Consider the following 25,790-nt stretch of genomic DNA (forward strand, 5'->3'; position numbering starts at 1 on the left):
GCGATTGTCAGGCGTCAGTCGCCGCTTCAGTGGTACCGTCAGCCATCGCAAGGCAGGCCATCATGGCGTGCCCCCTCCGTTTCTTCCCTTGAAGCTGTCTTCCCTCTTCCGCTGAGTCATCAGGAGTTAGCTCATGGCATCGTCCACCTATTCCTCGACCTCCACCTGTCATCGCGAGTCTCGCCAGCCGCCCACGCGATTGGGAGTGCTGGGGGTGGGGGAGTTGGCGGAGTCATTGCTGGTCGCGTTGGCGCGCGGTTGTCAGCGCGAAGGCCGCTCGCGGCATGATCTGGAATTCCACCTCTCGCCGCGCAACGACGTGCGCAGTCACCGTCTGGGCTGGCGTTTCGGTGCCATCCGCCACGTAAGCAACGTCGCGGTGTGTGAATCGAGCCTGTGCATGCTAGTCGGGGTGCGGCCAGAGCAGCTCGAGGCACTGGCAAGTGAGCTGCGTGAAAGCCACGCACTGAGCAAGGATCATCACCTGATGGTGCTGGCGGCCGGTGTGCCACTGCAGCAGCTGCAGCGCTGGTTCGCGCCGGCGCGAGTGGTGCGGGTGATGACGGGGCTGGCAGTCTGTGAAGGGCAGAGCGCCCTCACGCTCTATCCGGAAGACCCGCTGACGCGCGACCTGCTCGGGCCGGCGGTCCGGCAGATCATCGCCTTCGATGATGAAGCGGCCTTCGAGGCCAGCATGCTGGCGGTCTGCGTGAATGCCTGGCAGATGGCGCAGCAGCAGGCGTTGCTCGACTGGTTCCAGACGGTGCCCGGCATGAGCGGCCCCCAGGCGCGCCTGTTGCTGATGGCGCAGTTGCGCGATGCGCTGGCCTTGATGGAAGCCCACCCCGATACCCCGCCCGGCGAGCTTGCCTCGCGTATCGGCACCCCCGGCACCTGGACGGCACGCGGTCTGGAGCAGCTCGGGGGCAAGGAAGGCGCACACCGTCAATGGCAGCATGTGCTGGAGCAACTGCGCGCGGAGATCGAGCAGGGCAGTGCGCCACCCGGCAGTGAATGAGTCGCTCTGACGCCTGATGCCTTTCGCTCTCAGCCACCCTCAGACACCCGCGATGCCCATTGGTCAGGAGGCGCATCGCGGGTGTCGTGCTTTGTTCAACCTGCCTTTCGTGAGTCGTGGATTCCCCGTGGCTGACGATTTTCCTACAATGGAGCGCTAGGCGGCACCCTCGGGTGCCAGAGTGGCTGGCGGCCGATCCACGGCGTTGCCCAGCGCTCACTCGCATTGAATCGAGCACGGGGCATACAAGGCACATGGGAACCTGGTTGGCAGTAGCAGCGGGCGGCGCCATCGGGGCGCTGGGACGGTATCTTGTCAGTGGCTGGATCGTCGGCGCCGCCGGGCGTGGTTTCCCGTGGGGGACCCTCGGCGTCAATCTGATCGGCAGTTGCCTGATGGGGTTCCTGTTCATCTGGGTGACCCAGGAGCTCAAGCTGGCCCCCGTCTGGCAGGCGATCATGGTGGCCGGCTTCACCGGCGCCTTCACCACCTTCTCCACCTTTGCCCTCGAGGCGCTCAATCTGATGATGAGCGGACGCATGCTCGCGGGGCTGGTCTATGTCGCCGTCAGTGTGGTGGCGTGTCTGGGCATGGTCGCGCTGGGCATGAAGATCGCACGCGTCCTGCTGTGATTCTCGTGCCCGGGCGCGTCCTCCTGTCGCCTGGGCGGCTGCGAAGCAGGGCATGGCTGAGGTAGACTAGTGCGCATAACCTTTCCGCGCCGCGATGCGGCCTGAGTGATCCGACGAGAGAGCCTTCCCACATGCTGGACCCGAAACTTCTGCGCGCTGATCTTGAAGCGACTGCCGAGCGCCTCGCACGTCGTGGCTATCAGCTGGATACCGAAGCCTTTGCCGCGCTGGAAGCGCGCCGCCGTGACCTGCAGGTCGAGACGGAATCCCTGCAGAACGAGCGCAACACCCGCTCCAAGTCCATCGGTAATGCCAAGGCACGTGGCGAAGACATCGCGCCGCTGCTGGCAGAAGTCAGTGATCTGGGCGAGCGTCTCGACGCCGCCAAGTCCGAGCTCAATGAGCTGCAGGCCAAGGCCGACGCCATGGCGGCCAGCCTGCCGAACCTGCCGGACGCCGAAGTGCCTGAAGGCGCTGACGAAAGCGACAACGTCGAGCTGCACCGCTGGGGCACGCCGCGTGAATTCGATTTCGACGTGCGTGACCATGTCGACCTCGGTGAGCTCAAGGGCCAGCTGGACTTCGAGCTGGCGGTCAAGATCACCGGTTCACGCTTCGCCGTGATGCATGGCTCCATCGCGCGCCTGCACCGTGCGCTGGTGCAGTTCATGCTCGACAAGCAGACGCTAGAGCATGGCTACGAAGAATATTACGTACCCTATATCGTCAACCGCGACTCCCTGATGGGCACCAGCCAGCTGCCCAAGTTCGAGGAAGACCTGTTCAAGCTCAACGACGATCGTGATTTCTTCCTGATCCCGACCGCCGAAGTGCCGCTGACCAACATGGTGCGTGACGAGATCATCGATGCCGGCAGTCTGCCGCTGAAGTTCACTGCCCATACCCCGTGCTTCCGCAGTGAAGCCGGTGCCTATGGCCGTGATACCCGCGGCATGATTCGCCAGCACCAGTTCGACAAGGTTGAGATGGTGCAGGTGGTCGCGGCGGAGAAGAGCGACGAAGCCCTCGAAGAGATGCGCGGCCACGCCGAAGCCATCCTGCAGGCGCTGGAACTGCCGTACCGTGCCGTGACCCTGTGCACCGGCGACATGGGCTTTGCCGCCGCCAAGACCTATGACCTGGAAGTCTGGCTGCCGAGCCAGGCGACCTACCGCGAGATTTCCTCCATCTCCAACTGCCGTGACTTCCAGGCGCGCCGCATGCAGGCGCGTGTGCGTGTCGAAGGTCAGAAGAAGCCGCAGCTGGTGCATACCCTGAATGGGTCCGGTCTGGCCGTGGGCCGTTGCCTGGTTGCCGTGCTGGAAAACCATCAGAACGCCGATGGCTCCATCACTGTGCCGCAGGCGCTGCGTGGCTACATGGGCGGGGTGGAAACCATCAACGTCTGAGGTGCGTGAATCGCCGTAGTGGATTCGCGTAGTCAAGGCCTCCGCTTTCCCATGGAAGCGGGGGCCTTCGTTTATTGCGGAGACAGAGGCCTCGCCCGATCGCACCACTCGTTATTCCCTCTGCGCGACTACAACGTAGCATCAGGGTTGTTATTCTTATTGGTTATTTTAGAGAGTGGTTCTTATGCTCTAAAATGCGACCCATCGAAGGCTGCTCCCCAGCCTCGCCGCGTTTGTGGATGTGCCCCATGGAATTTCTCAATCTCTCCTGTGACCCCTCACGACTCCAGCTGTGCCTGATCGGTGGCGGCCAGGAGGCTGTCGCGCTGGCCGAGCGTTTTGCCGGCCTCGGTGCAGACCTGTGTGTCTACGGTGATGCCCGCATGCCGATGCTGGAGACCCTGTGTGGGCGTGAAGGTTGGGAGGTTGCCGATACCCTGTTGCCCGTGCCGGCCCCCGGCCAGCTATGGCTGGTAGCCACCGGCAGCGAAGGGCGCGATCGCGGCATCCTGCGTCATGCGCGCGAGCAGCACGTGATGGTGTTCGCGCCGAGTCACCCCCGGGACTCCAGCGTGCGTCTGCCGCCACGCCTGGTGGCAGGCGAGGCGGTATTGCCCGTGAAGGAGGAGGATCGCTTCACGGGCACGCATGGTCAGGTGGCGTTGGTCAGCGCGGGGCCGGGCGATCCGGAGCTGCTGACGCTCAAGGCGCTGCGCCACCTGCAGCAGGCCGATGTCATCATTCACGATCGCCTGGTCAGTCACGAGATTCTGGCGCTGGCCAATCCGGAGGCGCGTCGCCTGTACGTCGGCAAGGCGCGCAGCGATCACAGCGTGCCGCAGGAAGGCATCAATCAGGCGCTGGTGGATTACGCCCGTGCCGGGCATCGCGTAGTGCGCTTGAAGGGCGGTGACGCCTTCATCTTCGGACGCGGTGGGGAAGAGCTCGAGACCCTGGCCGGCGCCGGCATCAGTTTCGAGGTCGTGCCGGGCATCACGGCGGCTTCCGGTTGCGCGGCTTACGCGGGTATCCCGCTGACTCATCGCGACCACGCCCAGTCGGTGCGCTTCGTCACCGGTCACTTGAAGGATGGCAGCTGTGACCTGGATTGGGAGGCGCTGGCGCGTCCGGCCCAGACGCTGGTCTTCTATATGGGTCTCGGCAGCCTGGGCCTGATCTGCGAACAGTTGATCGCCAATGGTCTGGCGGCGTCCACGCCGATCGCGCTGGTCGAGCAGGGCACCACCGCGCGTCAGCGTGTGCATGTGGCAACGCTGGCGGACATGCCGGCGCAGATCGCCGGTCAGGGCCTCAAGCCGCCGACGCTGATCATCGTCGGGGATGTGGTCAAGCTGCACGATTCGCTCAAGTGGTTCTCGCCGAATGCCAACAGCAGCCTGGGATGGGAAGATGGCAAGCACCCGACGCCGCTGGCCAATGTGGTATCGGTCTAGAGCGACCGTCGTGGAAACGAAGGCGTAGAAGCGAAAAAGCAGCGACATGAGCAGTGACAAGACGCCGCCTCGGTAACCCCGGGGCGGCGTCTTGCGTTGCTGGACTGGTTGTCGCGGGCCTGGTCATCGTGCTGGCGCATGGCTGGGCGGCTCTTGGGCCAAGGTCGAGATGACGTGGCATCTGGACGTGGCATCTGATTGCGCCTATTGTTTCAAGCAATCGTTTGAATTCTGCTGAGCGAAGCCCGTCGTTCATCACGGGGTGAGAGGCAAGTCTTTCGCGAAAGCCCTTAGCACATGAGTCAGTGAGGACAGTGATATGGCCAAGTATCAGGCGCCACTCAAGGATGCACGCTTCATTCTCGATGAGGTGTTCGCCGCCGAGCAGGAATGGGCGGGCATGGCAGCCACCGAAGAGGTGAATGTCGAGCTGGCCGAGGCGATTCTCGAGGAAGGTGCGCGCGTGACCCAGGCCGAGCTGCTGCCGCTCAACCTGAGCGGTGACGCCGAGGGCGCACGTTTCGAGAATGGCCACGTCACGACACCCAAGGGCTTCAAGGAGGCCTATCGGGTACTCGCCGAAGGCGGCTGGATGGGGCTGGGCGGCAACCCTGAATACGGTGGCCAGGGCATGCCCAAGATGCTCACCGTGGCCTTTGAAGAGATGCTCTACGCCACCAATACCAGTTTCGCGCTCTATCCGGCACTGAATGCCGGCGCCTGTCTGGCGGTGGATAGCCATGCGCCGGAGTCCGTCAAGCAGGTGTTTCTGCCGCGCATGTATGCCGGCGACTGGCTGGGCACCATGTGTCTGACCGAGCCGCATTGCGGCACGGATCTCGGCCTGATCCGCACCCGTGCCGAACCCCTCGAGGGCGATGACCCGCTGCTGGGGCTGCCGCGCTATCGTCTCACCGGCACCAAGATCTGGATCACCGGCGGCGAGCACGACATGGTCGACAACATCGTGCATCTGGTGCTCGCCAAGCTGCCGGATGCGCCGCCGGGGACACGTGGCATCTCGCTGTTTCTGGTCTCCAGGCATCTGCTTGATGCCGACGGCCAGCCGACGACACCGAATGCGGTCAGCTGTGGCTCCATCGAACACAAGATGGGCATCAAGGGCAGCGCGACCTGCGTGATGAACTTCGACGGTGCCGAAGGCGTGCTGATCGGCGAGCCGCATCAGGGGCTGGCGGCGATGTTCACCATGATGAACTACGAGCGTCTCTCCATCGGCCTGCAGGGGCTGGGGCTGGGCGAGGTGGCCTATCAGAGCGCGATGGACTTCGCCGCCGAGCGCCTGCAGAGCCGGGCACCGACAGGCGCCAAGGCGCCTGACAAGCCGGCCGACCCGATTCTGGTGCATCCTGACGTGCGCCGCATGGCGCTTGAGGTGCGCGTCTGGAACGAGACCGGACGCGCCTTTGCCGTCTTCGTGGGCCAGCAGCTGGACCGCGTCAAATATCACGCCGATGACGCGGTGAAGGCCGACGCGGATGCGCTGGTGCAATTCATGACGCCGATCGCCAAGGCGCTGCTGACCGACCGTGGCTTCGATGCCACCGTCATGGCGCAGCAGCTCTATGGTGGCAATGGCTACTGCGTGGAGTGGGGCGCCGAGCAGTACGTGCGCGATGCACGCATCGCGATGATCTACGAAGGCACCAACGGCATTCAGGCGATGGATCTGGTCGGGCGCAAGCTCTACCGCAATCGTGGAGCCCATGTGGCGAGCTTTGCCGCCCTGGTGCGAGCCGAGCTTGAGCGTCAGGCCGACGACGCCCAGACCCGCCCGTTCGCCGAGGCGTGCAAGACGGAGCTGGCGCGCCTAGAGCGAGTGTCGGAGCAGTTGCTGGCCCGCGCCGATGACAACCCGGAAGAGCTGGGCGCAGCGGCCTGTGACTATCTCTACCTGGCAGGGCTGTGTGTCTACAGCTATCTGTGGCTGCGCATGGCGCGTGCTGCGGCGCGTGGACTGGCGCAAGCAGGTGCCAGCGGTGAGGGCTTCTATCGCCGCAAGCTGGCGCTCGGAGAGTACTTCGTGGCACGCGTGCTGCCGCGCGCCGTCGCTCTGGAAGCCCAGATCAGTGCTGGCGCCGCGCCATTGATGGCCTTCAGCCTCGAGGATTTCGCGCCGGAGCAATGACGCAAGCCACAAGGCACAAGGCACAAGGCACCGTGACCGTCAGTAGCGTCCAATGAAAAGCCCAGCGGCCGTGTCAGGTCGCTGGGCTTTTTGTGTTGTCGGAATCCCTGTCCATCGGGCCGTGTCGGCAAGCTTGCATGCTTACAGGCCCGCTCATGACCGCTCGGTCGGCTCATCCTGCTTCAGTAGCCAGTCACGCATGGCGGGGAGCAGCTCGACCAGCACGAACAGCGGGCCGATCAGCAGCTGACGCAGGTCATCGAGGAAGGCCGGTTTGCGGCCCTCGATCCGATGGCCGACGACCTGACCGATCCAGGCGACCACGAAGGCTGCCAGCATCATCGGTGTCACCGGCCAGTTGAGCCCGAGCATCACGAACATCAGCGCCAGGCTTGCCAGGGCCCAGACGGCCATCACGCCAAGTACCCTGAGGGAGAAGCGCGCATAGACGGCCAGGACCGCCAGGGTGACCACGCCACCGGGCAGCATCCACACACCCAGCCCCGGTTCACTCGATAGCCCCTGCCCCCCGAGCAGTCTCCACAGCAGGATCAAGCTGGCAGTGAAGATGACAGGCACGCAGACAAGATGCATGCGGATGTTCTCACGATGCTGATGACTGGCCGCGTAGTGCTCGAGTGCTTCATGCAGACGCCGGTGAGCGGCTGTCTTGACATGAGGGTGCGATAATATACCCATGAGGCATTCTCCAGACAGACATTGAAAATGCCCGCATGCGCAGGTGCGCAGCGGGATCGATGGCGTGTTATGTCAAGGAGCAATGGCGTGAGCCAGCAGGGTCCGGCAACCCTGCTGGCTCCTGTCAGCGTAGCGTATTGCCACGCGGACAGCCTATGTCAGCACGGGGCTGACTGACGAACCCGGCACTTTTCAAGCGTGAATCAAGTGGCCCTGGCCCTTCAGAGGTGAAACTGACCGCAGGCTTCCGGCTGATGCAGGATGGCTTCCAGACGGATGACGTCACTCTGGCCATCTTCCCGGGGCAGCGTGATCTGCTCGCCGACCGCCATTCCCAGCAGCGCGATGCCCAGTGGCGACATGATGCACAGCGCCAGTGAGGTCTCTTGCTCTTCTGGTTGCGGCAGGTGGCTGCGCAGCGACATGCACTCACCATCCTCCGGGGTAGGGTAGTGCAGTGTCAGCTCGCTATCGCCGGAGCGCGACCCCTTGAGGCGCAGGCGGCTACGCATGCTGACGCGGTCTTCGGGGAAGTCATCGGGGGGCACGATCTCTGCCTGGATCAGGCGGCTTTCGAGGCGAAGCGACAGCTCATCATCGTGTTGCTGAGCGTCGATCAGGCGCTGGAGGCGGTCAGCGTCCAGGCGGTTGATGATCAGTCGTTGCCGAGTCATCGTGGGGTTCCTTGTTATCGAGTCACTGCGCGATATCATGCGCAGCAAGACGGCGCCAATCCTGGCTTGGTCAATACGGAGAGACGGACAGGGAATCCATCGGCCGTGATTGTCCATGGATTGTCCGCTAATTAATCCTAGCGGCTTTTGACGGGGTGCGGGAGTCGTCTGATGCCGACAACTTTCATGGCGCTGTCACCCAGGGCTGCCAATCTCACGCGAGACTCATCGATGTCGATTCTCTGGATATATCCGCTGGCGGCGCTCGCCGAGATCGCCGGCTGCTTCAGTTTCTGGGCCTGGTGGAAACTGGAGCGCAGCCCCGGCTGGCTGATTCCCGGCATGCTCAGCCTGGCGCTGTTCGCCTGGCTGCTTTCACTGGTCGACGTCAGTCACGCCGGGCGCGCCTTTGCCGTCTATGGCGGTGTCTATATCGCCGCGTCAGTGGCCTGGCTGTGGCTGGTCGAGCAGCAGTTGCCCAGTCGCTGGGACCTGTTGGGGACACTGGTCTGCCTGGCGGGCAGCGCCATCATCGTGCTGGGCGCCCGTGCGCAATGAGCGCAAATGTCTTGTTTATTAGTATTTTATTAAATATGTCGGGCGTTGAGCATGAGAGCGCTCATTGTTGGGTATACTGCGCCAGGATGAGGCAATGACCCTCGGGATCCGATCTGACGCAATGAGGCACCAGCATGCAGTGGGAATGGTTATGGGGGCTGGGCGGCCTTGGCATCGGCGGTTTCATCGGCTTCTGGCTCGGTCGCTGGCGGCCGCGCAGAGAGGAATGGAATCAGGCCGTGCAACCACTGCTATCGGCATTGGTGGAGGCGGAGCCAGACGTTGCGCGTGGTGAGCGGCTGGCGCTTGATCCCTCGCTGCTCGACGCCTTTCGCCAGGTGGCCTCGCGTCGCGAGTTCTATCGTTTCACCAGCGGGATCGAATACGTGAACCTGCAGCTCGCCGCGGCGCATGCCGCGCATCATGACCGTGAAGAGCGCCAGCTGTTGCTGGATCAGGCGCGTGTCAGCCTGGCCAATCTGCAGGACAGCCTAAGACGACGCTGAGGTTCGTCCAGACGCGCGAATGCCGCACCGCAGATCGACCGAGGGTCGCAAGGCAGAGGAACGCAGAGCAGGAGAGCGTAGAGCAGGTTGTTTGCAAAGCAGAGTAACGCAGAGAGCGGGAAAGACGCGGGCCCAGCAACCGACGGGAAGGCACTGACGATGATGATGGGTGCAGAAGGCATCAGATGACACGACGCATGCACGACAGACAGATGACACGACGCATGCACGACAGACAAAAGCGGGAGGACTTGCTGACTGCGCGAGGCAGCTGGGGAGCATCAGCAAAGGCTTGCTGATGGTGCGGAAGGGGGGACTCGAACCCCCACACCTTGCGGCACCAGAACCTAAATCTGGCGTGTCTACCAATTCCACCACTTCCGCGAGAAGCAGGGCTGCATTTTACCTGTGATGCCTTTCAAGTCAATCGCTTGTGTCGATTATCCCCTGAAATTCCCCGCCTTGTGCTGCGCCTTCAGCGCCTCACTCCTGTTCGACATGCACGCTGCGTGATTCCAGCCCGCAGGGCAGTTGCAGATAGCTGGCGGCGCGCTCGGCGGCGTGGCGTGTATTGGAGAGATCTTCATCGCACATCCACGGAACGACGCCCAGACAGGGGGCTCGCAGCGTGCGTGACAACGTCGCCATGTTGTCTTCGCTGACCTCGATATCCGCTTCCAGATGGTTGATGACGTAGCCGGCGATTTCCAGCCCATCGCGCTCGATGGCCTCAAGCGTCAGGCGCGCATGATTGATGCAGCCCAGGCGCAGCCCGACGACCAGAATCACCGGCAAGCCCAGCTCGATGGCCAGGTCCGAGAAATCCTCATCGTCATTCAGCGGTACCCGCCAGCCGCCAGCGCCTTCCACCAGCAGCAGGTCGCGCGGTGCGCTTGTCTGCTGGCCCCGCACATGCGCCGCGATCTTCGCCACCTCGAGACTGACGCCCACCTGACGCGCGGCAATGTGCGGCGCGATGGCCGGCGCGAAGCGCCAGGGATTGATGCTTTCATAATCCGCTTCCGGTTCGCACTGCGCCTGCAATGACAGGGCGTCGGCGTTGACCAGACCATCGTGATTCTCGAAGCAGTCAGAGGCCACGGGCTTGAGGCCCAGCGTGGTCAGGCCGCGCAGGCGAGCACGTGCCAGCAGGGCGCTGGCGATGAAGGTCTTGCCGATTTCGGTATCGGTACCGGTCACGAAGGCGGCGATGCCATGTTCGGCTCGCGCAGGCAAGGCAGTGTCCCGTGACGAGCTGTCCGCGGTTTTCATATCAGTTTTCATTGTATCCGAGCGAGGCAGGTAATTGCCTTCAAGCAAAGTATCAGTGTTATCCGTACGCAATTCTGAACGGTTTTTCTAGCACAAGTTCAATGACTTGATAGCTTACAGGCAATCCCTTCGCGGTACGCAACGTTTCATGCCGCGCCTTGGCCTGCTGCACCTCGGCGCGTGTCAGGCGCCGGCCAGTGGCGGTCTGTGCCCCGATGCCCTTGATCGAGGCCATGACCGCAGCGACATCGGGATAGTGAAATATCCGTGGGCGTAACTGCCAGTGGCAGCGCAACCCGGCGGCTTCTGCATGGCGTGCAAGATGGGTGGCGCTGGGGAAGTGGCGCACGGAATCATCCGCACGCTGCCAGGCATGGCGTACTTCCTTGAGGGTGCCGGGTCCCAAGGTATTGATGTGCGCTCGAGCGCCGGGTTTCAAGGTGCGTGACAGTTCCGCGAGCCATTGCCGAGGGCTGTCGCACCATTGCACGGCCAGGCTCGAGAAGACCAGGTCCAGACTCGCATCGGCCAGTGGCAGGCGCTCGGCATCGGCGCGTAGCCAGTGCAGGCGTTCAGGGCTGCCACTCGCAAGCTCGCTCGTCTGGCGTGCGGCTTCACGCAGCATCTCAAGCGAAAGATCCAGCCCCATGCAGCAAGCCCCAGAGTAGCGCTGCGCCAGTTCGAGGGTCCAATGCCCGGGCCCACAACCGAGATCGAGCACACGGGCATCGGCCGGCAGCCGCTCAGGGAGCGAGGCGAACAGGGTGGCCGCCATGGCGTGCTGTGCCTGCGCCAGCGTGAGGTAGTCGGCAGCGCCGCGATCAAAGGCGCGGGCAACCTGCTGACGGCTCGTGGCAGGCGTGAGCAGGGGCGTTGCAAGCTCTGCAGGCGGCACGCTGACGGCAATCGACATCTCAGGCCTCCTCGCTGATGCGCGTGACGTGGTGGGTGACGAGACCCATGCGTGTGAGCAGGGCATCGGCAAGCGCCTCGGTCGCGCTCAATGGCAGGCAGTGGCCACCCTCGAATTCCGCGACCACCTGGCCCTGCGCGCGCAGCGCCGCACTCAGGCCCGGTGCCAGTAGTGGGTCCTGCTTGCCGAGCCAGAACTCGAGCGGTAACTCTGATTGAGGCGCCAGTGACATCTGGCGGCTGGCCAGTTCCGCCAGTCCTGCCGCCAGCACCGCTTCGCGACTGACGGGATGGCGTCCGATCAGTTCGCGCAAGTGTCTGAGGCAGTCACGCGTAGACGCCTCACCACTGGCCTGCCAGCGCAGAAAGTGTTGCCAGCTGGCGGCAGGGTTGCGCGCGAAGGCTGCGCGGAAGTCCTCCAGCACCTCAGGTGCCAGGGCGGGGAGCGTCTGCTCAAATGGGGCCTGGTCGATGAAGCTTGGCCCCATGGCCAGCGAGACAAGGACGGCCGGCGCCTGCTTCTTCGCCAGCGCCTCGGCCCGCAGGGCGCCCAGCGACCAGCCCAGCCACAGGGTATCGGCGCCGCCCAGTGAGGCTCGCGAGGCAGTCGGTTCTGAGCCTGCCCGTGAATCAGCCTGCGGGCCTTCTTCTGGCCAATCCGGCGCGATGATCTCCAGCGGGCGACTCTTTGCCTGATCATCTGCCCCGGCATCTGCCTGATCCCCCGTCTCGGTGACGTGAGCGAGGCGTGCTTGCAGGCAGGCGATCAAGGGCTGCCAGATGCGCGCATCGATACCCCAGCCGCTGAACAGCACCAGACGAGTCAGCGTCATGGCGTGACTCCTTCTGGGCTGATGGTTGGGGAAGTCGAGCGGGGCTGGGCCTTTTCCGCTGCCAGTACCGCTTCGAGAGCCTCGAGCAGTGCCGCGATATCCTCGGCTGTGTGCTCGGCGGAGAAGGTGAAGCGCAGGCGCGAGCTGCCGGCGGGCACCGTGGGCGGGCGGATGGCCGAGACCAGCACGCCACGCTCGCGCAGTGCCGCGCTCCAGGCCAATGCCCGCGCTTCGCTGCCCAGAATCAGCGGCTGAATCGGGGTCAACGGGGCAGAGGGTGAAATGTTCGTGTCGGCTGACGATAGCCCGAGCGCGAGCCCACTGCCTGCCAGTAGATGCGTGCAACCCTCACGGAACTGCTGCACACGCGCCTGCAATCGCTCACGGCGCTGCGGCTCGCGCGCGACGATTTCCAGCGCCGTCAGGGTAGCGGCGGCGACATGCGGCGGTTGCGCGGTGGTGTAGATGTAAGGGCGCGCCAGCTGGATCAGACTCTCGATCAGCGCATCGCTGCCGGCGACGAAGGCGCCGCTGCTGCCGAGCGCCTTGCCCAGGGTGCCGACCAATACCGGCACGTCAGCCAGCGGGGTATCGCGCCCGACCAGGCCTTCGCCATGCTCGCCCAGCACGCCCAGTCCGTGGGCATCGTCGATCATCAGCCAGGCGCCGTGCCGGGCGCAGGCCTGGCTCAGGCCCGCGATATCGGCGCAGTCGCCATCCATGCTGAACACGCCATCGCTGATCACCAGCTTGTCGTCGGCTCGGGAGTGCGCCAGCTGGCGCTCGAGGTCCTCGATATCGCGATGGTGGAAGCGACGCGAGCGCACGGCAGTGGTGCCGGAGGACGCCAGGCGCGCGCCATCGAGAAGGCTGGCGTGATTGAGGCGATCATGGAAGATCTCGAGGCTGCGACCGGCCTCGCGCGAGGCGCTCGCCAGTGCATCGATCACGCCCAGATTGGCCATGAACCCGGTGGAGAACAGCAGCGCGCGTGGCCGCCCGGTCAGCTCGGCCAGACGAGCCTCCAGCTGGTGGTGAGCGTGCTGGTGGCCATTGACCAGATGAGCGCTGCCGCTGCCGACACCGAATTCACGCGCCGCGCGACAGCCGGCCTCGGCCAGCGCCGGGTGGTTGGCCAGCCCCAGATAGTCGTTGGCGGTGAAGTTGAGCAGCGGGCGCGCCTCTGCATTGGCTGCCTGCCCGGCGAGGCTGACGTGGGGCCCCTGGGGGGAATCCAGTGTCAGGCGCCGGCGATAGCGGCCGATCCGCTCACGCTGCGTGAGCAGGTCCTCCAGATGCGTGAAGCTGGCGCTGGACTGAGGGCTTAAGCGCGCGCTGGCGGGCGTATCGGTGGCCACGAGCGATCAGACCACCAGGCCGCAGGGCTTGCGTTCGCGCATCTGGCCTTCGCTGCTGGCGGGCGTCGCCTCGCGCGTGGCGTCATAGAACAGGCTGCCCTCGACATTGGCGCGTGCCTGTTCTTCCATGGCGGCCTTAAGGGCGGCTTCGCGCACTTCGTCGCTGGCGACTTCCTGGCGGGTCTCCGGGTGCAGGCCGAGGCGCTCGAACAGCTCGCGGTCACGGTTGGCCTGCGGGTTGCTGGTGGTCAGCAGGCGCTCGCCATAGAAGATGGAGTTGGCGCCGGCGAGGAAGGCCAGTGCCTGGGTGGAATCGTCCATCTGCTCGCGGCCGGCGGACAGGCGCACGTGGCTCTTCGGCATCATGATGCGTGCTACGGCGATGGCGCGGATGAACTCGATGGGATCGAGGTCATCGACATTCTCCAGCGGCGTGCCCGCCACCTTGACCAGCATGTTGATCGGCACCGATTCCGGCTGCGGCTCCAGATTGGCCAGCTGACGCAGCAGGCCGGCGCGGTCGGTGGTGGTCTCGCCCATGCCGAGGATGCCGCCGGAGCACACCTTCATGCCGGCTTCGCGCACGCTGGCCAGGGTGTCCAGGCGCTCGCTGTAGCTGCGCGTGGTGATGATCTCGCCGTAGTACTCCGGTGAGGTGTCCAGATTGTGGTTGTAGTAGTCGAGGCCGGCATCCGCGAGCTTCCTGGCCTGATCGGTATCGACCATGCCCAGTGTCATGCAGGTCTCGAGTCCCAGCGACTTCACCTGACGCACCATCTCGGTGACCACTTCGAGGTCGCGCTCACGCGGGCTCTTCCAGGCCGCGCCCATGCAGAAGCGGCTGGCGCCGGCGTCCTTGGCGGCACGTGCCTGCTCGACCACCTTCTCGATCTCCATCAGCTTTTCCTTGCCAAGGCCGGTGTTGTAGTGGCCGGACTGCGGGCAGTACTTGCAGTCTTCCGGGCAGGCGCCGGTCTTGATCGACAGCAGGGTGGAGACCTGTACCGCATTCGGATCGAAGTGCTGGCGGTGCACCTGCTGGGCACGGAACAGCAGGTCATTGAAGGGCAGGGCGAACAGCGCCTCGATTTCCGCGACGCTCCAGTCATGGCGTACCACGCTGTCATCGGCAGGCGCAGGGATATTCGTGGCTTGTGTGGTCACGCGGGAGGCTTCTACGGTCATGAGCTTGAGGTCCTTCATCAGGCGGGCAGAGCGAGAGCGCGCTGAGCCGTTCATCCGTGGGTGAGTCCGGGAGTCGGCAGCCGAGCTGGCAAGTGGCCAGTCAACGCATCGAATAAGGTCAGGTTAACTGAGATGATAGAGTTTCCGCGGGCGCTGTCAACGATGAGAACTCTGCTGGTTGACCACTGGCAGCTGTCGCGACCCTGCGCCTTCTGTCAGCGTCAGCTGACGGCAGCCATGCCCGGCGCGACCGAACGGCAGAGCGCTTCAGTTTCACCTCCCCATTCATTTTCCTCTCTAGCGACTCGCTCGCGTCATGAGCGAGAGCTGTCATCGCGCCGCGAGTGGTGCGACGCCTGCGAGGCGAGAATCGCGCGCAATCAGCATGCCTGTCCGCGTTGTGCTGAGCCTGTCGTCTCACTGGCCTTGAGTCAGCAGGCCTGTGCGCGGTGCCTGTCCTCACCGCCTGCCTTTGCACGCTGCTTTGCGCCGCTGCGTTATGAAGGGTTGCTGGCGGGGCTGTTCCAGCGCTACAAGGACCAGCATCAGCGCCGCGCCGGGCGACTGTTGCGTCAACTCATGCAGCGGGAGCTCGCGCACTTCTGTCGCGAGTGGCGCCAGACGCACCCTCACGGCGCAGTGCTGCTGGTACCGGCAGATGCCTATCGCCGTCGCCAGCGCGGCCATGATGCGCTGGCGGAACTGTGTCGAGGGTTGGGCCCCGTCATTGCTGGCCATCCGCGGGATATGGCGCGGGTGCGCGACAGGCGCATGCCGCACGAGGCGTCAGTCGCGGTGGCCAGGGCAGCGCCGGATCAGCGCCTGCGGGATAGGCGCGGGCGTCTGAAGGCCCAGCGTGGGCGTTATGACATCGACGGCCTCTTGCCCGAGCACGTGCTGCTGATCGATGACGTCATGACCAGTGGTGCGACGCTCGACAGTCTTGCTCAGGCCTGCCTGCGAGCCGGTGCCCGTGAGGTCGATGCCTGCGTGCTGGCGCGGACTCCCCTGGCCTTGCGCGGGGCGCTGTGACCCGCAAATGCGACACGAAGTAGAGCTGCCCGACACATGCCGCCGGGGCTGAGCCTCGAAACGGGCGTTGAACTCAGCGGGCAGGCGGGGTCGATCAGGGAGAAGACTGGCGTGCAGAGGGTCTAATCTCATAGCATGCAAGGTCCGGCAGCCGTTTGCTGGTCCATGCCCGAGGAATTGCCATGCCTATTGATCCTGTTTCCCCCGATGACTCGCAATCTTCCGGCACCTCGCGCGAGTTGGATGCGCGCTCCAATGGCAACACCTGGTCGACGACATCCGCGCCACAGGGCCAGGGAGACACGCGTTTTCATCCCTTCGATGCTCTCGCGCCGGACCGTGTCGTGGCCGCTGTCGAATCGCTGGGCTTCTGGTTGCCCGGCGAGCCGTTCGCGCTGAACAGTTACGAGAATCGTGTCTACCATCTCGCCGATGATGACCGGCGCCGCTGGGTGGCCAAGTTCTATCGCCCCGAGCGCTGGAGCCGTGCCCAGATTCTCGAGGAGCACGCCTTCCTGGCCGAGCTGGATGAGGCCGGTGTTCCGGGCGCCCCCGCGTGGGCGAACGAGGCCGGCGAGACGCTGCATCGATTCGAAGGCTTCGACTTCGCTCTCTTCCCGCATGTGGTGGGGCGCGCGCCGGAGCTTGAATCTGCCGAGCACCTCTATCAGCTGGGTGAGCTGATCGGTCGCGTGCACGCGGTGGGGCGCAAGAGCGCGTTTCGCGAGCGGGAGACGCTCTCGCCGCTGCGGATTCTCGAGGAGAGCTGCGCCAGCGTACTGGCCTCCGACTGGCTGAGTGAGCGCCAGCGCGACAGCTACCAGCGCGTCATCGAGGCACTGCGTCCGTTGGTCGCGGAGCAGAGCTGGCCGGAAAGCGCCTTGATCCGTACCCACGGCGACTGCCACATCGGCAACATGCTGGGGCGTGATGACAGCTTCGCGCTGGTCGACTTCGATGACTGCCTGAGCGCCCCGGCGGTGCAGGACCTGTGGATGCTGTTGACCGGTCAGAGCGACCCGGAGCTGCACATGCAGCTGTCCGAGGTGCTGGAGGGCTACGAGCAGCATTGTGAGTTCAATCGCAGCGAGCTCAAGTGGATCGAGACCCTGCGCACACTGCGCATGGTGCGTCACAGCGCCTGGGTGGTGCGGCGCTGGTCGGACCCCGCCTTCCCGCAGGCCTTCTCGCATGTGGCGAGCCTGGGCTACTGGGACGACCACATTCGCAGCCTGGAACAGCAGCGCGTCGCGCTGTCTGCGCCGCGTTGGCTGGCCTAGCGATCGCGACATGGCCTGGTAGTCGTGACATGAGCTGGCAGTCGTGACATGACCTGAAGGTCGTCGCGAGGCCTGAGCCCCTTTGGCGAAGTGAGTGACACCGCCCCTTCATGCGCCCCCATCGGTTACCGATGGGGGCGCATGTGTTGCATGGATACGACAATCGCGTGAACAGACCTGCGTTGACGGCATGCCTGAGGTAGAATCTGGCCCTGACATTGAACACGAAGTTATACGATTTCTTGCCATCTGATCGCTTGTGTATGACTTTTGTGCTTTACCCCTGCTATGCGTGCGCTAGTGCGCGCCCCTGACCGATACCATAGGCAGACGGATGACCGAAGAGATTGCCAACCACTACCGCCAGATCATCACCGCGTTGGGTGAGGATCCAGAGCGTGAGGGCCTGCTGGATACGCCCAAGCGCGCGGCCAAGGCCATGCAGTACCTGACTCATGGCTATCAACAGTCGTTGGAGGAGATCGTCAACGGCGCTGTCTTCACCTCCGATACGGACGAGATGGTACTGGTCAAGGACATCGAGCTTTACTCGATGTGCGAGCATCACCTGCTGCCGTTCATCGGCAAGTGCCACATCGCCTATCTGCCGTCTGGCAAGGTGCTCGGTCTGTCCAAGTTCGCGCGTATCGTCGACATGTATTCGCGTCGCATGCAGATCCAGGAAAACCTCACCAAGCAGATCGCCGAGGCCGTTCAGCAGGTCACCGGTGCACGTGGTGTGGCCGTCGTGGTCGAAGCGCGTCACATGTGCATGATGATGCGTGGGGTGGAAAAGCAGAATTCCAGCATGAAGACGTCCGTGATGCTGGGCGCCTTCCGCGACAATCAGCCGACCCGTCAGGAATTCCTGACGTTGATCAGCTGACAGCAGAGTGAAGACGCCGCCTTTCGAGGCGGCGTTCTTGTCTGGGAGTCATCTCGCGCGTTTCCCTTGATCAGGAGTCCCTGCCGATGCCGATGCATGCCTTGCACGATGAACATCTCGATCACGACCTCGCCACCATTCGCATCAAGAATCTGCGCCTGAGAACCTATATCGGGATCAATGAAGACGAGATCCAGAACCGCCAGGATGTCGTGATCAACGTGGTGATCCGTTATCGCGCGGCACGCGCCGTGCAGTTCAATCACATCAGTGAAGCGCTCAATTACCGCACCATCACCAAGCAGTTGATCCGTCATGTCGAGGAAGGGCGCTTCGCGCTGCTCGAACGCATGACCCGTGAGGTGCTGGATATCGTGATGGCGCACGAACAGGTGCTGACAGCGCAGGTCGAGATCGACAAGCCGCATGCCTTGCGCTTCTCTGACTCGGTGTCTATCACCCTGTCGGACAGTCGCGAAGCGCATGACTAGTCAGCCGGGGCAGGCATTGAGAAGCTCAGATGTCGACAAAGTCAGATGTCGAGAAGCTCAGATATCGAGAAAGTCAGGCGCAGAAGCCTGAAGAGTCGGGAGACATGATGTGATCGGGGAAATCATCCATTTCGATGATGCAGAACAGCAGGGCACCATTCGGGACGAGAAGGGCGGTGAGCACGCCTTCGATCTGGTCGGCTGGCGTGGGCGTGGCTTGCCGGGGCCGGGGCTGGCGGTGGACTTCGAGCTTCGCGACGGGCGTGCAGTGCAGGTCTTCAATGCGCGAATCAAGCAGCAGAAGGCGCGGCGAGTCGTCTCGATGCCGCCCGAGAGCGAGGCCGGCGAGGCGCCCGGGCCTACGGATGACGCCGCCAGGCCGGCAACGCGCAAGCGCTGGTGGCTCGCCGGGCTGGCCATCGTGGTACTAGTACTGGCAGGGTTGTGGATCTAGCGCCACGCCCGCATCTAGGCTATATCAGGTTAGTCTTGAGTAGTCTCGGGTAGCCGGGAATCACTGCCTTGACCCACAAGCACGCCTCGGGAGTCTTCATGGAACATCTCAACGATACCAGTCTGTTTCGTCCATTTGCCTATATCGACGGTGGCTGGGTAGCCGCGGATTCCGGCGAGCAGATCGAGGTCGACAATCCTGCCACCGGCGAGATCATCGGCCGCGTGCCTCGGCTGGGTTACGCCGAGACCGAACGTGCCATCGAGGCGGCGCAGCACTCCTTCGCGGACTGGAAGGAGACGCCGGCGCTGGAGCGCGCTGACATCCTGATGAAGTGGTACGCCTTGATGCTGGAGCACAAGGATGATCTGGCGCAGATCATGACGCTGGAGCAGGGCAAACCCCTCGCCGAAGCCGCCGGTGAAATCCAGTACGCGGCCAGCTTCCTGCGCTGGTTCGCCGAAGAAGGTCAGCGCGTGTATGGCGATACCATTCCGGCCGCCAAGCGTGACCAGCGCATCCTGGTGCTCAAGCAGCCGGTCGGAGTGGTGGGGGCGATCACGCCGTGGAACTTCCCGGCCTCGATGATTACCCGCAAGGCGGGCGCCGCGCTGGCCGCGGGCTGTCCGATCGTGGTCAAGCCGGCCAGCCAGACGCCGTTCTCGGCGCTGGCGCTGGCGGTGCTGGCGGAACGCGCTGGCGTGCCGCGCGGCGTCTTCAACGTCGTGCCGGGCTCGGCCAAGGACATCGCCAAGGCGATGACCGATTCCAGCATCGTGCGCAAGGTGACCTTCACCGGCTCCACGGAAGTCGGGCGTGGCCTGATGGCAAATGCCGCGCAGCATATCCAGAAGATCTCGCTGGAGCTTGGCGGCAACGCGCCCTTCCTGGTGTTCGAAGACGCCGATCTCGATGCGGCGGTGGAAGGCGCGATGGCAGCCAAGTTCCGCAATGCCGGTCAGACCTGCGTCTGCACCAATCGCTTCCTGGTGCAGTCCAGCGTGGTCAATGCCTTCAGCGAGAAGCTGGCCGCCGCCATGAACGCCGAGTTGACCGTGGGCAATGGCCTGGAAGAGGGCGTCAAGGTCGGCCCGTTGATCGATGGCGACGCCGTCGAGAAGGTCACCGAGCACGTGCAGGATGCCCTCGACAAGGGCGCCGAGCTGCTGCTGGGCGGCCATCCGCATCCGCTGGGGGGCAGCTTCTTCACGCCGACCCTGATCTCGCAGGTGACGCCGGAGATGAAGGTCGCCCGTGAGGAAACCTTCGGTCCGCTGGCGGCGATCTTCCCCTTCGAGAGCGAGGAAGAGGCGATCGAGATGGCCAACGACACCGAATTCGGCCTGGCCAGTTACTTCTACAGCCGCGACCTCAAGCGTGTCTGGCGCGTCTCGGAAGGTCTGGACTACGGCATGGTCGGTATCAATACCGGGCTGATCTCCAACGCCGCGGCGCCCTTCGGCGGCACCAAGGCATCGGGGCTGGGCCGTGAAGGCTCCAAGTATGGCCTCGAGGAATACATGGAAACCAAGTATCTGTGTCTCTCACTTGGCTGATCCATCGTCAGTGGGTCCGCACTGTCGATCCCTGCTTGAGTCTTGCATCCTTGAGCATTGCCTCCTGGAACTTTGCATCGCTGATTGATGGCCAATGCTCAAGGCAATGATCGGACACGCTATCAGCTGGCAAAAAGCTCGCCCGGTTTCCCGGGCGGGCTTTTTCATGCCATGCATTTATTCCACCTGTCTGCGCCGAGTGTGGCTGCAACTTGGCCCATGGAATTTTCGCTGCTGATGAGAGCGATTTTTTTGCTTCTGATGAGAGAACGGCATGCGCGAGAGGCGGGCAAGCTCGCGACAAGAGGCGCATGAGTCATTGGTCGTAGAGATGGAGTGTCTCGCGCTGCGCGTGTCAGACCAAAGCGGTATATCGCGGTCTTTTAGCGCAGATCAGGGCCAAAGACAGGTGTGCTTTGTCGGCATTCTCTTACTTGTGCATATGCTTATTTACGCTACAGTCAAAGAGCGGGACCTGTGGTGATAGTCTTCAAGGATTGAAGACAGGGCGAGTGGCGTGGCGGACGCGACTCGCCCTTTTTTATTGCCGGATCTCTGATTTCTGATCTCTGATCTTCGGGTTCGGATCTTGGCTCTCGTGCCGCAATCCTCATGCCTCAACGCTGACTTCTCAACCCTCCCATTTCAGTCCTCACTTCTCGGCTCGCAGGTCTCACCCCAGTGGCGAAAGCCCCATGCCCGCCACCAGGCCTTCCAGTGCATGCCGCCCGGCAATCGAGTTGCCGTAGCCGTCCAGGCGTGGTGACCAGACGCAGATGCTCATCTGTCCCGGCAGGATGGCGATGATGCCACCGCCGACGCCACTCTTGCCCGGCAGCCCCACTCGCCAGGCGAAGTCGCCTGCCGCATCGTAAAGTCCGCAGGTCAGCAACAATGCATTGAGCTGGCGTGTCTCCAGCGGCGAGACCACTTCCTTGCCATCCAGCGGATTGACGCCACGATTGGCCAGGAAGGCGAAGCTGCGCGCCAGTTCCACGCAGTTCATCGACACCGAGCAGCTGTGGAAGTAGGTATCCAGCAGGTCATCGACATCGGAATGCACATTGCCGTAGGCCTGCATCAGGTAGGCGAGCGAGGCATTGCGTGCCTTGTGGTCCATTTCCGAGCGCGCGACCTTTTCATCGAAGCCGATATCGTCGCTGCCGGACAGACGCCTGAGCTGCTCACGCAGGGTGTTCTGGATCGAGACGATGCGCGAGACCAGCAGGTCGGTGATCAGCAGGGCACCGGCATTGATGAAGGGATTGCGCGGAATGCCGTTCTCGACCTCCAGCTGCATGATCGAGTTGAAGGCCTGACCGGAGGGTTCACGACCGACGCGCGACCAGATCTCGTCGCTCTCAAGACGCTGCATCGCCAGTACCAGCGCATGCACCTTGGAGATCGACTGGATCGAGAAGCGGGTATGCGCGCTGCCGGCGTACTGGACACGGCCATCCACATGGCAGACGGCGATGCCGAACTGGTCAGGGTCGACCTGCGCCAGTGCCGGGATATAGTCCGCGACCTTGCCCTCGTTGAAGCAGCGGCTGGCATCATCGGACAGGCGTTCGAGCAGTGTCTGGAGAGCATCGGGGTCGAGTGGCGGCGTCATGGCAACCTTGAAGCAGCGGTGGAGGGAAATGGCGAGAAACTGGCCGGGCCATCGTGACAACGGCGCCATCGGGCATCAGGTCGAGAGTGGCGCGAGGGGCCGGCAGGGCATTCTAGCGGATATGACCGCAGCTGGCGCGCTCGATGCCGTTGGCAGGGCGTGCCATCAGGTCGGCTCAATCGCGTGATAGTTGACGCTTATCAGCCAGGTAGTGCAAAGTGATTTCTACATGCAGTTGAGAATCGTTATTATTGGTTCATCAAGGCAGCACGCAGTTGCCTGACCCCATGACATGCGTCGCGCTGAGGCTCAGCGTCTCGCTGAGTAGATCGCCCGGAGGGCAGCCAACATGATCAAGACATTGACCTTTGCCAGCATGCACTTCTCCATCGCCTTCGGCGTCACCTACCTGCTGACCGGCGATATCGTGGTCGGCGGCCTGGTCGCCATCGTCGAGCCGGCGGTCAACACCGTCGCCTTCTTCTTCCACGAGAAGGTCTGGAACCGTGTCACCGCGCGCCGCCAGCAGGCTGCTGAGAGCGAGGCGAATTCGCGAAACGCCATGAGCGGGGCGGCGCTGGCGAGCTGAGGCTGCTTGCGCGTGGCAGGGATGCGCCGCAGAATCGAGCGACCTTTTCCCGGAGCTCCCCATGCTGAAGCTTGCCCCTCGCATCGTCCGTGCCTCTCTTCCTGCCAGGGCCTCTTGTCCTGCCCAGCCCTCTCATCCTGCCCGCGCCCGCCAGCGTCCTCTCGTCCAGGGGGCGTTGGCGTTGCTGCTGGGGCTTGCCGGCAGCCTGGCTGGCCTCGAGGCCGTGTCAGCCGACGAGAAGCGTGATTATCACTACAGCGACGCCCACCTGCACTTCGTGGACTTCTTTCAGCAGGGTGATGGTCTGGGGGCCTTGCTGGATGCCATGGACGAGGCGCAGGTCGATCACGCCCTGGTCACGGGCATTGGCGTCGCCAAGAAATGGCAGCAGGACGCGCCCAAGAAGCCACGTTACTACATGGGCGATGATGCGCCGGTCTACTGGTATTCCGGTACCGACTACATCCTGGCCGAGGCGCTGACTCGTGCGCCAGAGCCGGTACAGGCGCGTTTCTCGCCGTTCATCACCGGCTTCAACCCCACCGATCTGAACGCTGCCGACGAGATTCGCCAGCTGATGGCGATCTATCCCGGCTTCTGGAAGGGCATCGGGGAGGTCTTCACGCGCCATGACGACCTGACGCGCCTGACCGAAGGCGAGACGCCGCGCGCCAATCATCCGGCCTTGATGAAGGTCTATGCGCTGGCGGCGGAGAAGGGGCTGCCGGTGATGGTGCATTCCAACATCACCAGCAAGCGGGAAGGGCATGAGGGCCTGTATCTCGAGGAATTCGAGAGTGCGGTGCGCGACAATCCGGACACGACCTTCATCTGGGCACACGCCGGGACCAGTGCCGAGCTCAATCGTCGTCTGGGGCGCATGACCTGGCTGCACGGCGAGATCGAGCGCATGCTGGAAACCTACCCCAACCTGAATATCGACCTGTCCTGGTCGGTGCTGGAACCCTACCTGCTGGATGATGAAGGGCAGCCGCGCTCGCGTTGGGTGGCGCTGGTCGAGCGCTTCCCGCAGCGCTTCGTGCTCGGCAGTGACGTGGTCGGGCGCTTCGGCTCGGTGGGTGATATCCTCGCCAGCTATACGCCCTTCCTCGATGCGCTGTCGCCACCGGCGGCGCGCAATGTGGCGCGCGACAACTTCCTGCGCTGGGTCAACCTGCCGGTCGAATGACCGCGTTTCTTGCAGTCTGCGCATGAAAAAGCCCCCGCCAGCATGTCGCTGGCGGGGGCTTCTGCGTGAGCGCTACTCTAGACACCTCTGCAGGGCAGCGATGTCCGGCGATCTCTGATCAGTGACGGAAGTGACGCATGCCGGTGAAGACCATGGCGATGCCGGCTTCGTTGGCCGCATCGATGACTTCCTGATCGCGCATGGAGCCACCCGGCTGGATGACGGCAGTGATGCCAGCCGCCGCAGCGGCGTCGATGCCGTCGCGGAACGGGAAGAAGGCATCGGAGGCCATCACGGAACCCGGCACTTCCAGACCTTCATCGGCGGCCTTGATGCCGGCGATCTTGGCGGAGTACACACGGCTCATCTGGCCGGCGCCCACACCGATGGTCTGGCCATCCTTGATGTAGACGATGGCGTTGGACTTGACGAACTTGGCCACTTTCCAGGCGAAGGTCAGGTCGTTGAGTTCCTGCTCGCTCGGCGCACGCTCGGTGACGACCTTGAACTCATTACGGCCGACCATGCCCTGGTCGCGGTCCTGGACCAGCAGACCGCCGGTGACACGCTTGAAGTCGTGACCGCCGGTACGTTCGGCCGCCCAGGCATCCGCGACGTCGAGCAGGCGCACATTGGCCTTGGTGGCGACGATGGCCGCCGCCTCTTCGCTGATGCCCGGGGCGATGATCACCTCGACGAACTGACGCGAGACGATCGCCTGCGCGGTCTCGGCGTCCAGCGGCACGTTGAAGGCGATGATGCCGCCGAAGGCGCTGGTCGGGTCGGTCTGGAAGGCACGCTCGTAGGCGGCCAGGGCAGACTCGCCGATGGCGACGCCACACGGGTTGGCGTGCTTGACGATGACACAGGCGGTCTCGTCGAAGGCCTTGACGCACTCGAAGGCGGCATCGGTGTCGGCGACGTTGTTGTAGGACAACGCCTTGCCCTGCACCTGCACCGCCGTGGCGACGCTGGCCTCGGTGGCACCATCCTCGACGTAGAAGGCCGCCTTCTGGTGCGGGTTCTCGCCGTAACGCATGTCCTGCTTCTTGCTCAGGCTGACGTTGTACTGACGCGGCAGGCCTTCGCTGCCGCCTTCGACACGCTGGCCCAGCCAGTTGGCGATGGTGCCATCGTAGGCGGCGGTGTGCTCGAAGGCGGCCACGGCCAAGTCGAAGCGCGCGCCATCGCTGACGGCGTTGTCGTTGGCATCCATCTCGGCGATCACGCGGTCATAATCCGAGGCGTTGACGACGATGGTGGTGTGGGCGTGGTTCTTGGCGCAGGAACGCACCATGGTCGGGCCACCGATATCGATGTTCTCGATGGCGTCTTCCAGCGAGCAATCCGGGTTGGCCACGGTAGCGGCGAACGGGTACAGATTGACGATGACCATGTCGATGGGCTCGATGCCGTGCTCGGCCATCACCGCATCATCCTGGCCGCGACGGCCGAGAATGCCACCGTGGATCTTCGGGTGCAGGGTCTTGACCCGGCCATCCATCATTTCCGGGAAACCGGTGTGCTCGGACACTTCCGTCACGGCAAGGCCGTTGTCCTTGAGCAGGCGGAAGGTACCGCCAGTGGACAGCAGGGCGACGCCGCGGGCGTCCAGGGCACGAGCGAATTCGACGATTCCGGTCTTGTCGGAAACACTCAGGAGGGCGCGACGGATGGCTTGGGGCTTGGCTTGCATGATGCTCCACTCGTGGATCAACAAAAAGACGCCGGGGCACCTGTCAAGGTGCCCCGGCGGGGTCAGATCAGATCAAACTGCTTGAGCTTCTTGCGCAGTGTGCCTCGGTTGAGGCCCAGCATGTCGGCGGCGCGGGTCTGGTTGCCCTGCGCGTGGGCCATCACCGCCTCCAGCAGCGGCGCCTCGACCTCGGCCATCACCATGGCATGCAGGTCAGTGACCTGCTCGCCATCCAGGTGGGCGAAGTAGCGCGCCATGGAGTGCTCGACGGCCTCGCGCAGGGTCTGATGGTGCCGCACGGGCGTCATCAGGGTGGCCTGGCTTGCGTCGTCGGGTGAAAGAG

The 25,790-nt window shown here is 63.7% G+C and carries 25 protein-coding genes and 1 tRNA gene; 15 read left to right on the top strand and 11 right to left on the bottom strand.

Annotated features, from left to right (window positions below; translation table 11 throughout):
- The first annotated feature begins 133 nt into the window (after positions 1-133).
- From QD356_RS01030 to QD356_RS01050, 5 genes are all read left to right on the top strand, one after another.
- On the top strand, positions 134-1,018 hold the full coding sequence (locus QD356_RS01030) for a hypothetical protein (protein WP_192838379.1): 885 nt from the start codon (positions 134-136) through the stop codon (positions 1,016-1,018).
- 266 nt (positions 1,019-1,284) lie between these two features.
- Positions 1,285-1,650, top strand: a complete 366-nt coding sequence (gene crcB, locus QD356_RS01035; RefSeq protein ID WP_197738705.1) for a fluoride efflux transporter CrcB — start codon at positions 1,285-1,287, stop codon at positions 1,648-1,650.
- Positions 1,651-1,781: 131 nt separating this feature from the next.
- Entirely contained in the window at positions 1,782-3,059 is a 1,278-nt protein-coding gene (gene serS, locus QD356_RS01040) for a serine--tRNA ligase (RefSeq protein ID WP_043332430.1), read from the top strand.
- A gap of 248 nt (positions 3,060-3,307) precedes the next feature.
- Positions 3,308-4,513 carry a uroporphyrinogen-III C-methyltransferase gene (gene cobA / locus QD356_RS01045; protein ID WP_318833285.1) on the top strand — a complete coding sequence of 402 codons (1,206 nt, stop codon included), beginning with the start codon at positions 3,308-3,310 and terminating at the stop codon, positions 4,511-4,513.
- Positions 4,514-4,832: 319 nt separating this feature from the next.
- On the top strand, positions 4,833-6,662 hold the full coding sequence (locus tag QD356_RS01050) for an acyl-CoA dehydrogenase C-terminal domain-containing protein (protein ID WP_192838381.1): 1,830 nt from the start codon (positions 4,833-4,835) through the stop codon (positions 6,660-6,662).
- A gap of 153 nt (positions 6,663-6,815) precedes the next feature.
- Here QD356_RS01050 and QD356_RS01055 read toward each other — a convergent pair whose 3' ends face one another.
- Both QD356_RS01055 and QD356_RS01060 read right to left on the bottom strand, forming a co-directional pair.
- On the bottom strand, positions 6,816-7,361 hold the full coding sequence (locus QD356_RS01055; RefSeq protein ID WP_192838382.1) for an Mpo1-like protein: 546 nt from the start codon (positions 7,359-7,361) through the stop codon (positions 6,816-6,818).
- A gap of 221 nt (positions 7,362-7,582) precedes the next feature.
- On the bottom strand, positions 7,583-8,035 hold the full coding sequence (locus tag QD356_RS01060) for a nucleoside diphosphate kinase regulator (RefSeq protein ID WP_153635215.1): 453 nt from the start codon (positions 8,033-8,035) through the stop codon (positions 7,583-7,585).
- A 171-nt stretch (positions 8,036-8,206) separates the two neighbouring features.
- Here QD356_RS01060 and QD356_RS01065 point away from each other — a divergent pair, with 171 nt between their 5' ends.
- Both QD356_RS01065 and QD356_RS01070 read left to right on the top strand, forming a co-directional pair.
- Complete coding sequence (locus tag QD356_RS01065) at positions 8,207-8,593, top strand: YnfA family protein (protein WP_318527676.1); 387 nt, start codon at positions 8,207-8,209, stop codon at positions 8,591-8,593.
- A 134-nt stretch (positions 8,594-8,727) separates the two neighbouring features.
- Positions 8,728-9,099 (top strand): hypothetical protein, encoded by a 372-nt coding sequence (locus QD356_RS01070; protein WP_043332422.1) that lies wholly within the window; start codon positions 8,728-8,730, stop codon positions 9,097-9,099.
- Between the two features lie 299 nt (positions 9,100-9,398).
- On the opposite strand, the gene QD356_RS01075 is transcribed toward QD356_RS01070, so the two are convergent.
- The 6 genes from QD356_RS01075 to bioB all read right to left on the bottom strand — a co-directional run bounded on the left by QD356_RS01075 (position 9,399) and on the right by bioB (position 14,659).
- A tRNA-Leu gene (locus QD356_RS01075) sits at positions 9,399-9,483 on the bottom strand.
- 99 nt (positions 9,484-9,582) lie between these two features.
- Positions 9,583-10,371 (bottom strand): dethiobiotin synthase, encoded by a 789-nt coding sequence (gene bioD, locus QD356_RS01080; protein ID WP_192838383.1) that lies wholly within the window; start codon positions 10,369-10,371, stop codon positions 9,583-9,585.
- Positions 10,372-10,429: 58 nt separating this feature from the next.
- Entirely contained in the window at positions 10,430-11,284 is an 855-nt protein-coding gene (locus tag QD356_RS01085; RefSeq protein WP_192838384.1) for a methyltransferase domain-containing protein, read from the bottom strand.
- A gap of 1 nt (position 11,285) precedes the next feature.
- Positions 11,286-12,116 carry a hypothetical protein gene (locus QD356_RS01090; RefSeq protein WP_192838385.1) on the bottom strand — a complete coding sequence of 277 codons (831 nt, stop codon included), beginning with the start codon at positions 12,114-12,116 and terminating at the stop codon, positions 11,286-11,288.
- Positions 12,113-13,474 (bottom strand): 8-amino-7-oxononanoate synthase, encoded by a 1,362-nt coding sequence (locus tag QD356_RS01095; RefSeq protein WP_279876574.1) that lies wholly within the window; start codon positions 13,472-13,474, stop codon positions 12,113-12,115. The genes QD356_RS01090 and QD356_RS01095 overlap by 4 nt, the downstream gene beginning before the upstream one ends.
- A gap of 6 nt (positions 13,475-13,480) precedes the next feature.
- Positions 13,481-14,659 carry a biotin synthase BioB gene (bioB, locus tag QD356_RS01100; RefSeq protein ID WP_192838386.1) on the bottom strand — a complete coding sequence of 393 codons (1,179 nt, stop codon included), beginning with the start codon at positions 14,657-14,659 and terminating at the stop codon, positions 13,481-13,483.
- A 162-nt stretch (positions 14,660-14,821) separates the two neighbouring features.
- Between bioB and QD356_RS01105 the strand changes: the two genes are divergently transcribed.
- The 6 genes from QD356_RS01105 (at position 14,822) to QD356_RS01130 (ending at position 20,358) form a co-directional block, all read left to right on the top strand.
- Positions 14,822-15,691: a ComF family protein gene (locus QD356_RS01105; protein WP_192838387.1), complete on the top strand. Its 870-nt coding sequence runs from the start codon at positions 14,822-14,824 to the stop codon at positions 15,689-15,691.
- Positions 15,692-15,873: 182 nt separating this feature from the next.
- Positions 15,874-16,971, top strand: coding sequence for a serine/threonine protein kinase (locus tag QD356_RS01110; protein WP_192838388.1), 1,098 nt, complete (start codon positions 15,874-15,876; stop codon positions 16,969-16,971).
- 334 nt (positions 16,972-17,305) lie between these two features.
- On the top strand, positions 17,306-17,857 hold the full coding sequence (gene folE, locus QD356_RS01115) for a GTP cyclohydrolase I FolE (protein WP_043332418.1): 552 nt from the start codon (positions 17,306-17,308) through the stop codon (positions 17,855-17,857).
- 86 nt (positions 17,858-17,943) lie between these two features.
- Positions 17,944-18,348: a dihydroneopterin triphosphate 2'-epimerase gene (folX, locus tag QD356_RS01120; RefSeq protein WP_043332416.1), complete on the top strand. Its 405-nt coding sequence runs from the start codon at positions 17,944-17,946 to the stop codon at positions 18,346-18,348.
- A gap of 109 nt (positions 18,349-18,457) precedes the next feature.
- Positions 18,458-18,802, top strand: a complete 345-nt coding sequence (locus QD356_RS01125) for a hypothetical protein (protein WP_192838389.1) — start codon at positions 18,458-18,460, stop codon at positions 18,800-18,802.
- 98 nt (positions 18,803-18,900) lie between these two features.
- Complete coding sequence (locus tag QD356_RS01130) at positions 18,901-20,358, top strand: NAD-dependent succinate-semialdehyde dehydrogenase (protein WP_192838390.1); 1,458 nt, start codon at positions 18,901-18,903, stop codon at positions 20,356-20,358.
- Between the two features lie 673 nt (positions 20,359-21,031).
- Here the strand turns inward: QD356_RS01130 and glsB are convergent.
- Positions 21,032-21,973, bottom strand: a complete 942-nt coding sequence (glsB, locus tag QD356_RS01135; RefSeq protein WP_054555045.1) for a glutaminase B — start codon at positions 21,971-21,973, stop codon at positions 21,032-21,034.
- Positions 21,974-22,322: 349 nt separating this feature from the next.
- On the opposite strand from glsB, the gene QD356_RS01140 reads away from it, so the two are divergent.
- Together QD356_RS01140 and QD356_RS01145 are read left to right on the top strand one after the other, a co-directional pair.
- The gene (locus QD356_RS01140) at positions 22,323-22,562 is read left to right on the top strand and encodes a DUF2061 domain-containing protein (RefSeq protein WP_192838391.1); all 240 of its coding nucleotides are present in this window, start codon (positions 22,323-22,325) and stop codon (positions 22,560-22,562) included.
- 61 nt (positions 22,563-22,623) lie between these two features.
- Positions 22,624-23,751, top strand: a complete 1,128-nt coding sequence (locus QD356_RS01145) for an amidohydrolase family protein (protein ID WP_192838392.1) — start codon at positions 22,624-22,626, stop codon at positions 23,749-23,751.
- A 118-nt stretch (positions 23,752-23,869) separates the two neighbouring features.
- Here the strand turns inward: QD356_RS01145 and purH are convergent, their stop codons facing one another.
- Together purH and fis are read right to left on the bottom strand one after the other, a co-directional pair.
- Entirely contained in the window at positions 23,870-25,447 is a 1,578-nt protein-coding gene (gene purH / locus QD356_RS01150) for a bifunctional phosphoribosylaminoimidazolecarboxamide formyltransferase/IMP cyclohydrolase (RefSeq protein ID WP_192838393.1), read from the bottom strand.
- A 62-nt stretch (positions 25,448-25,509) separates the two neighbouring features.
- Entirely contained in the window at positions 25,510-25,755 is a 246-nt protein-coding gene (gene fis / locus QD356_RS01155) for a DNA-binding transcriptional regulator Fis (protein WP_225348107.1), read from the bottom strand.
- Between the last annotated feature and the right edge of the window lie 35 nt (positions 25,756-25,790).

Source organism: Cobetia sp. 2AS (assembly GCF_029846355.1).
In the GTDB taxonomy this organism is placed as follows: domain Bacteria; phylum Pseudomonadota; class Gammaproteobacteria; order Pseudomonadales; family Halomonadaceae; genus Cobetia; species Cobetia amphilecti.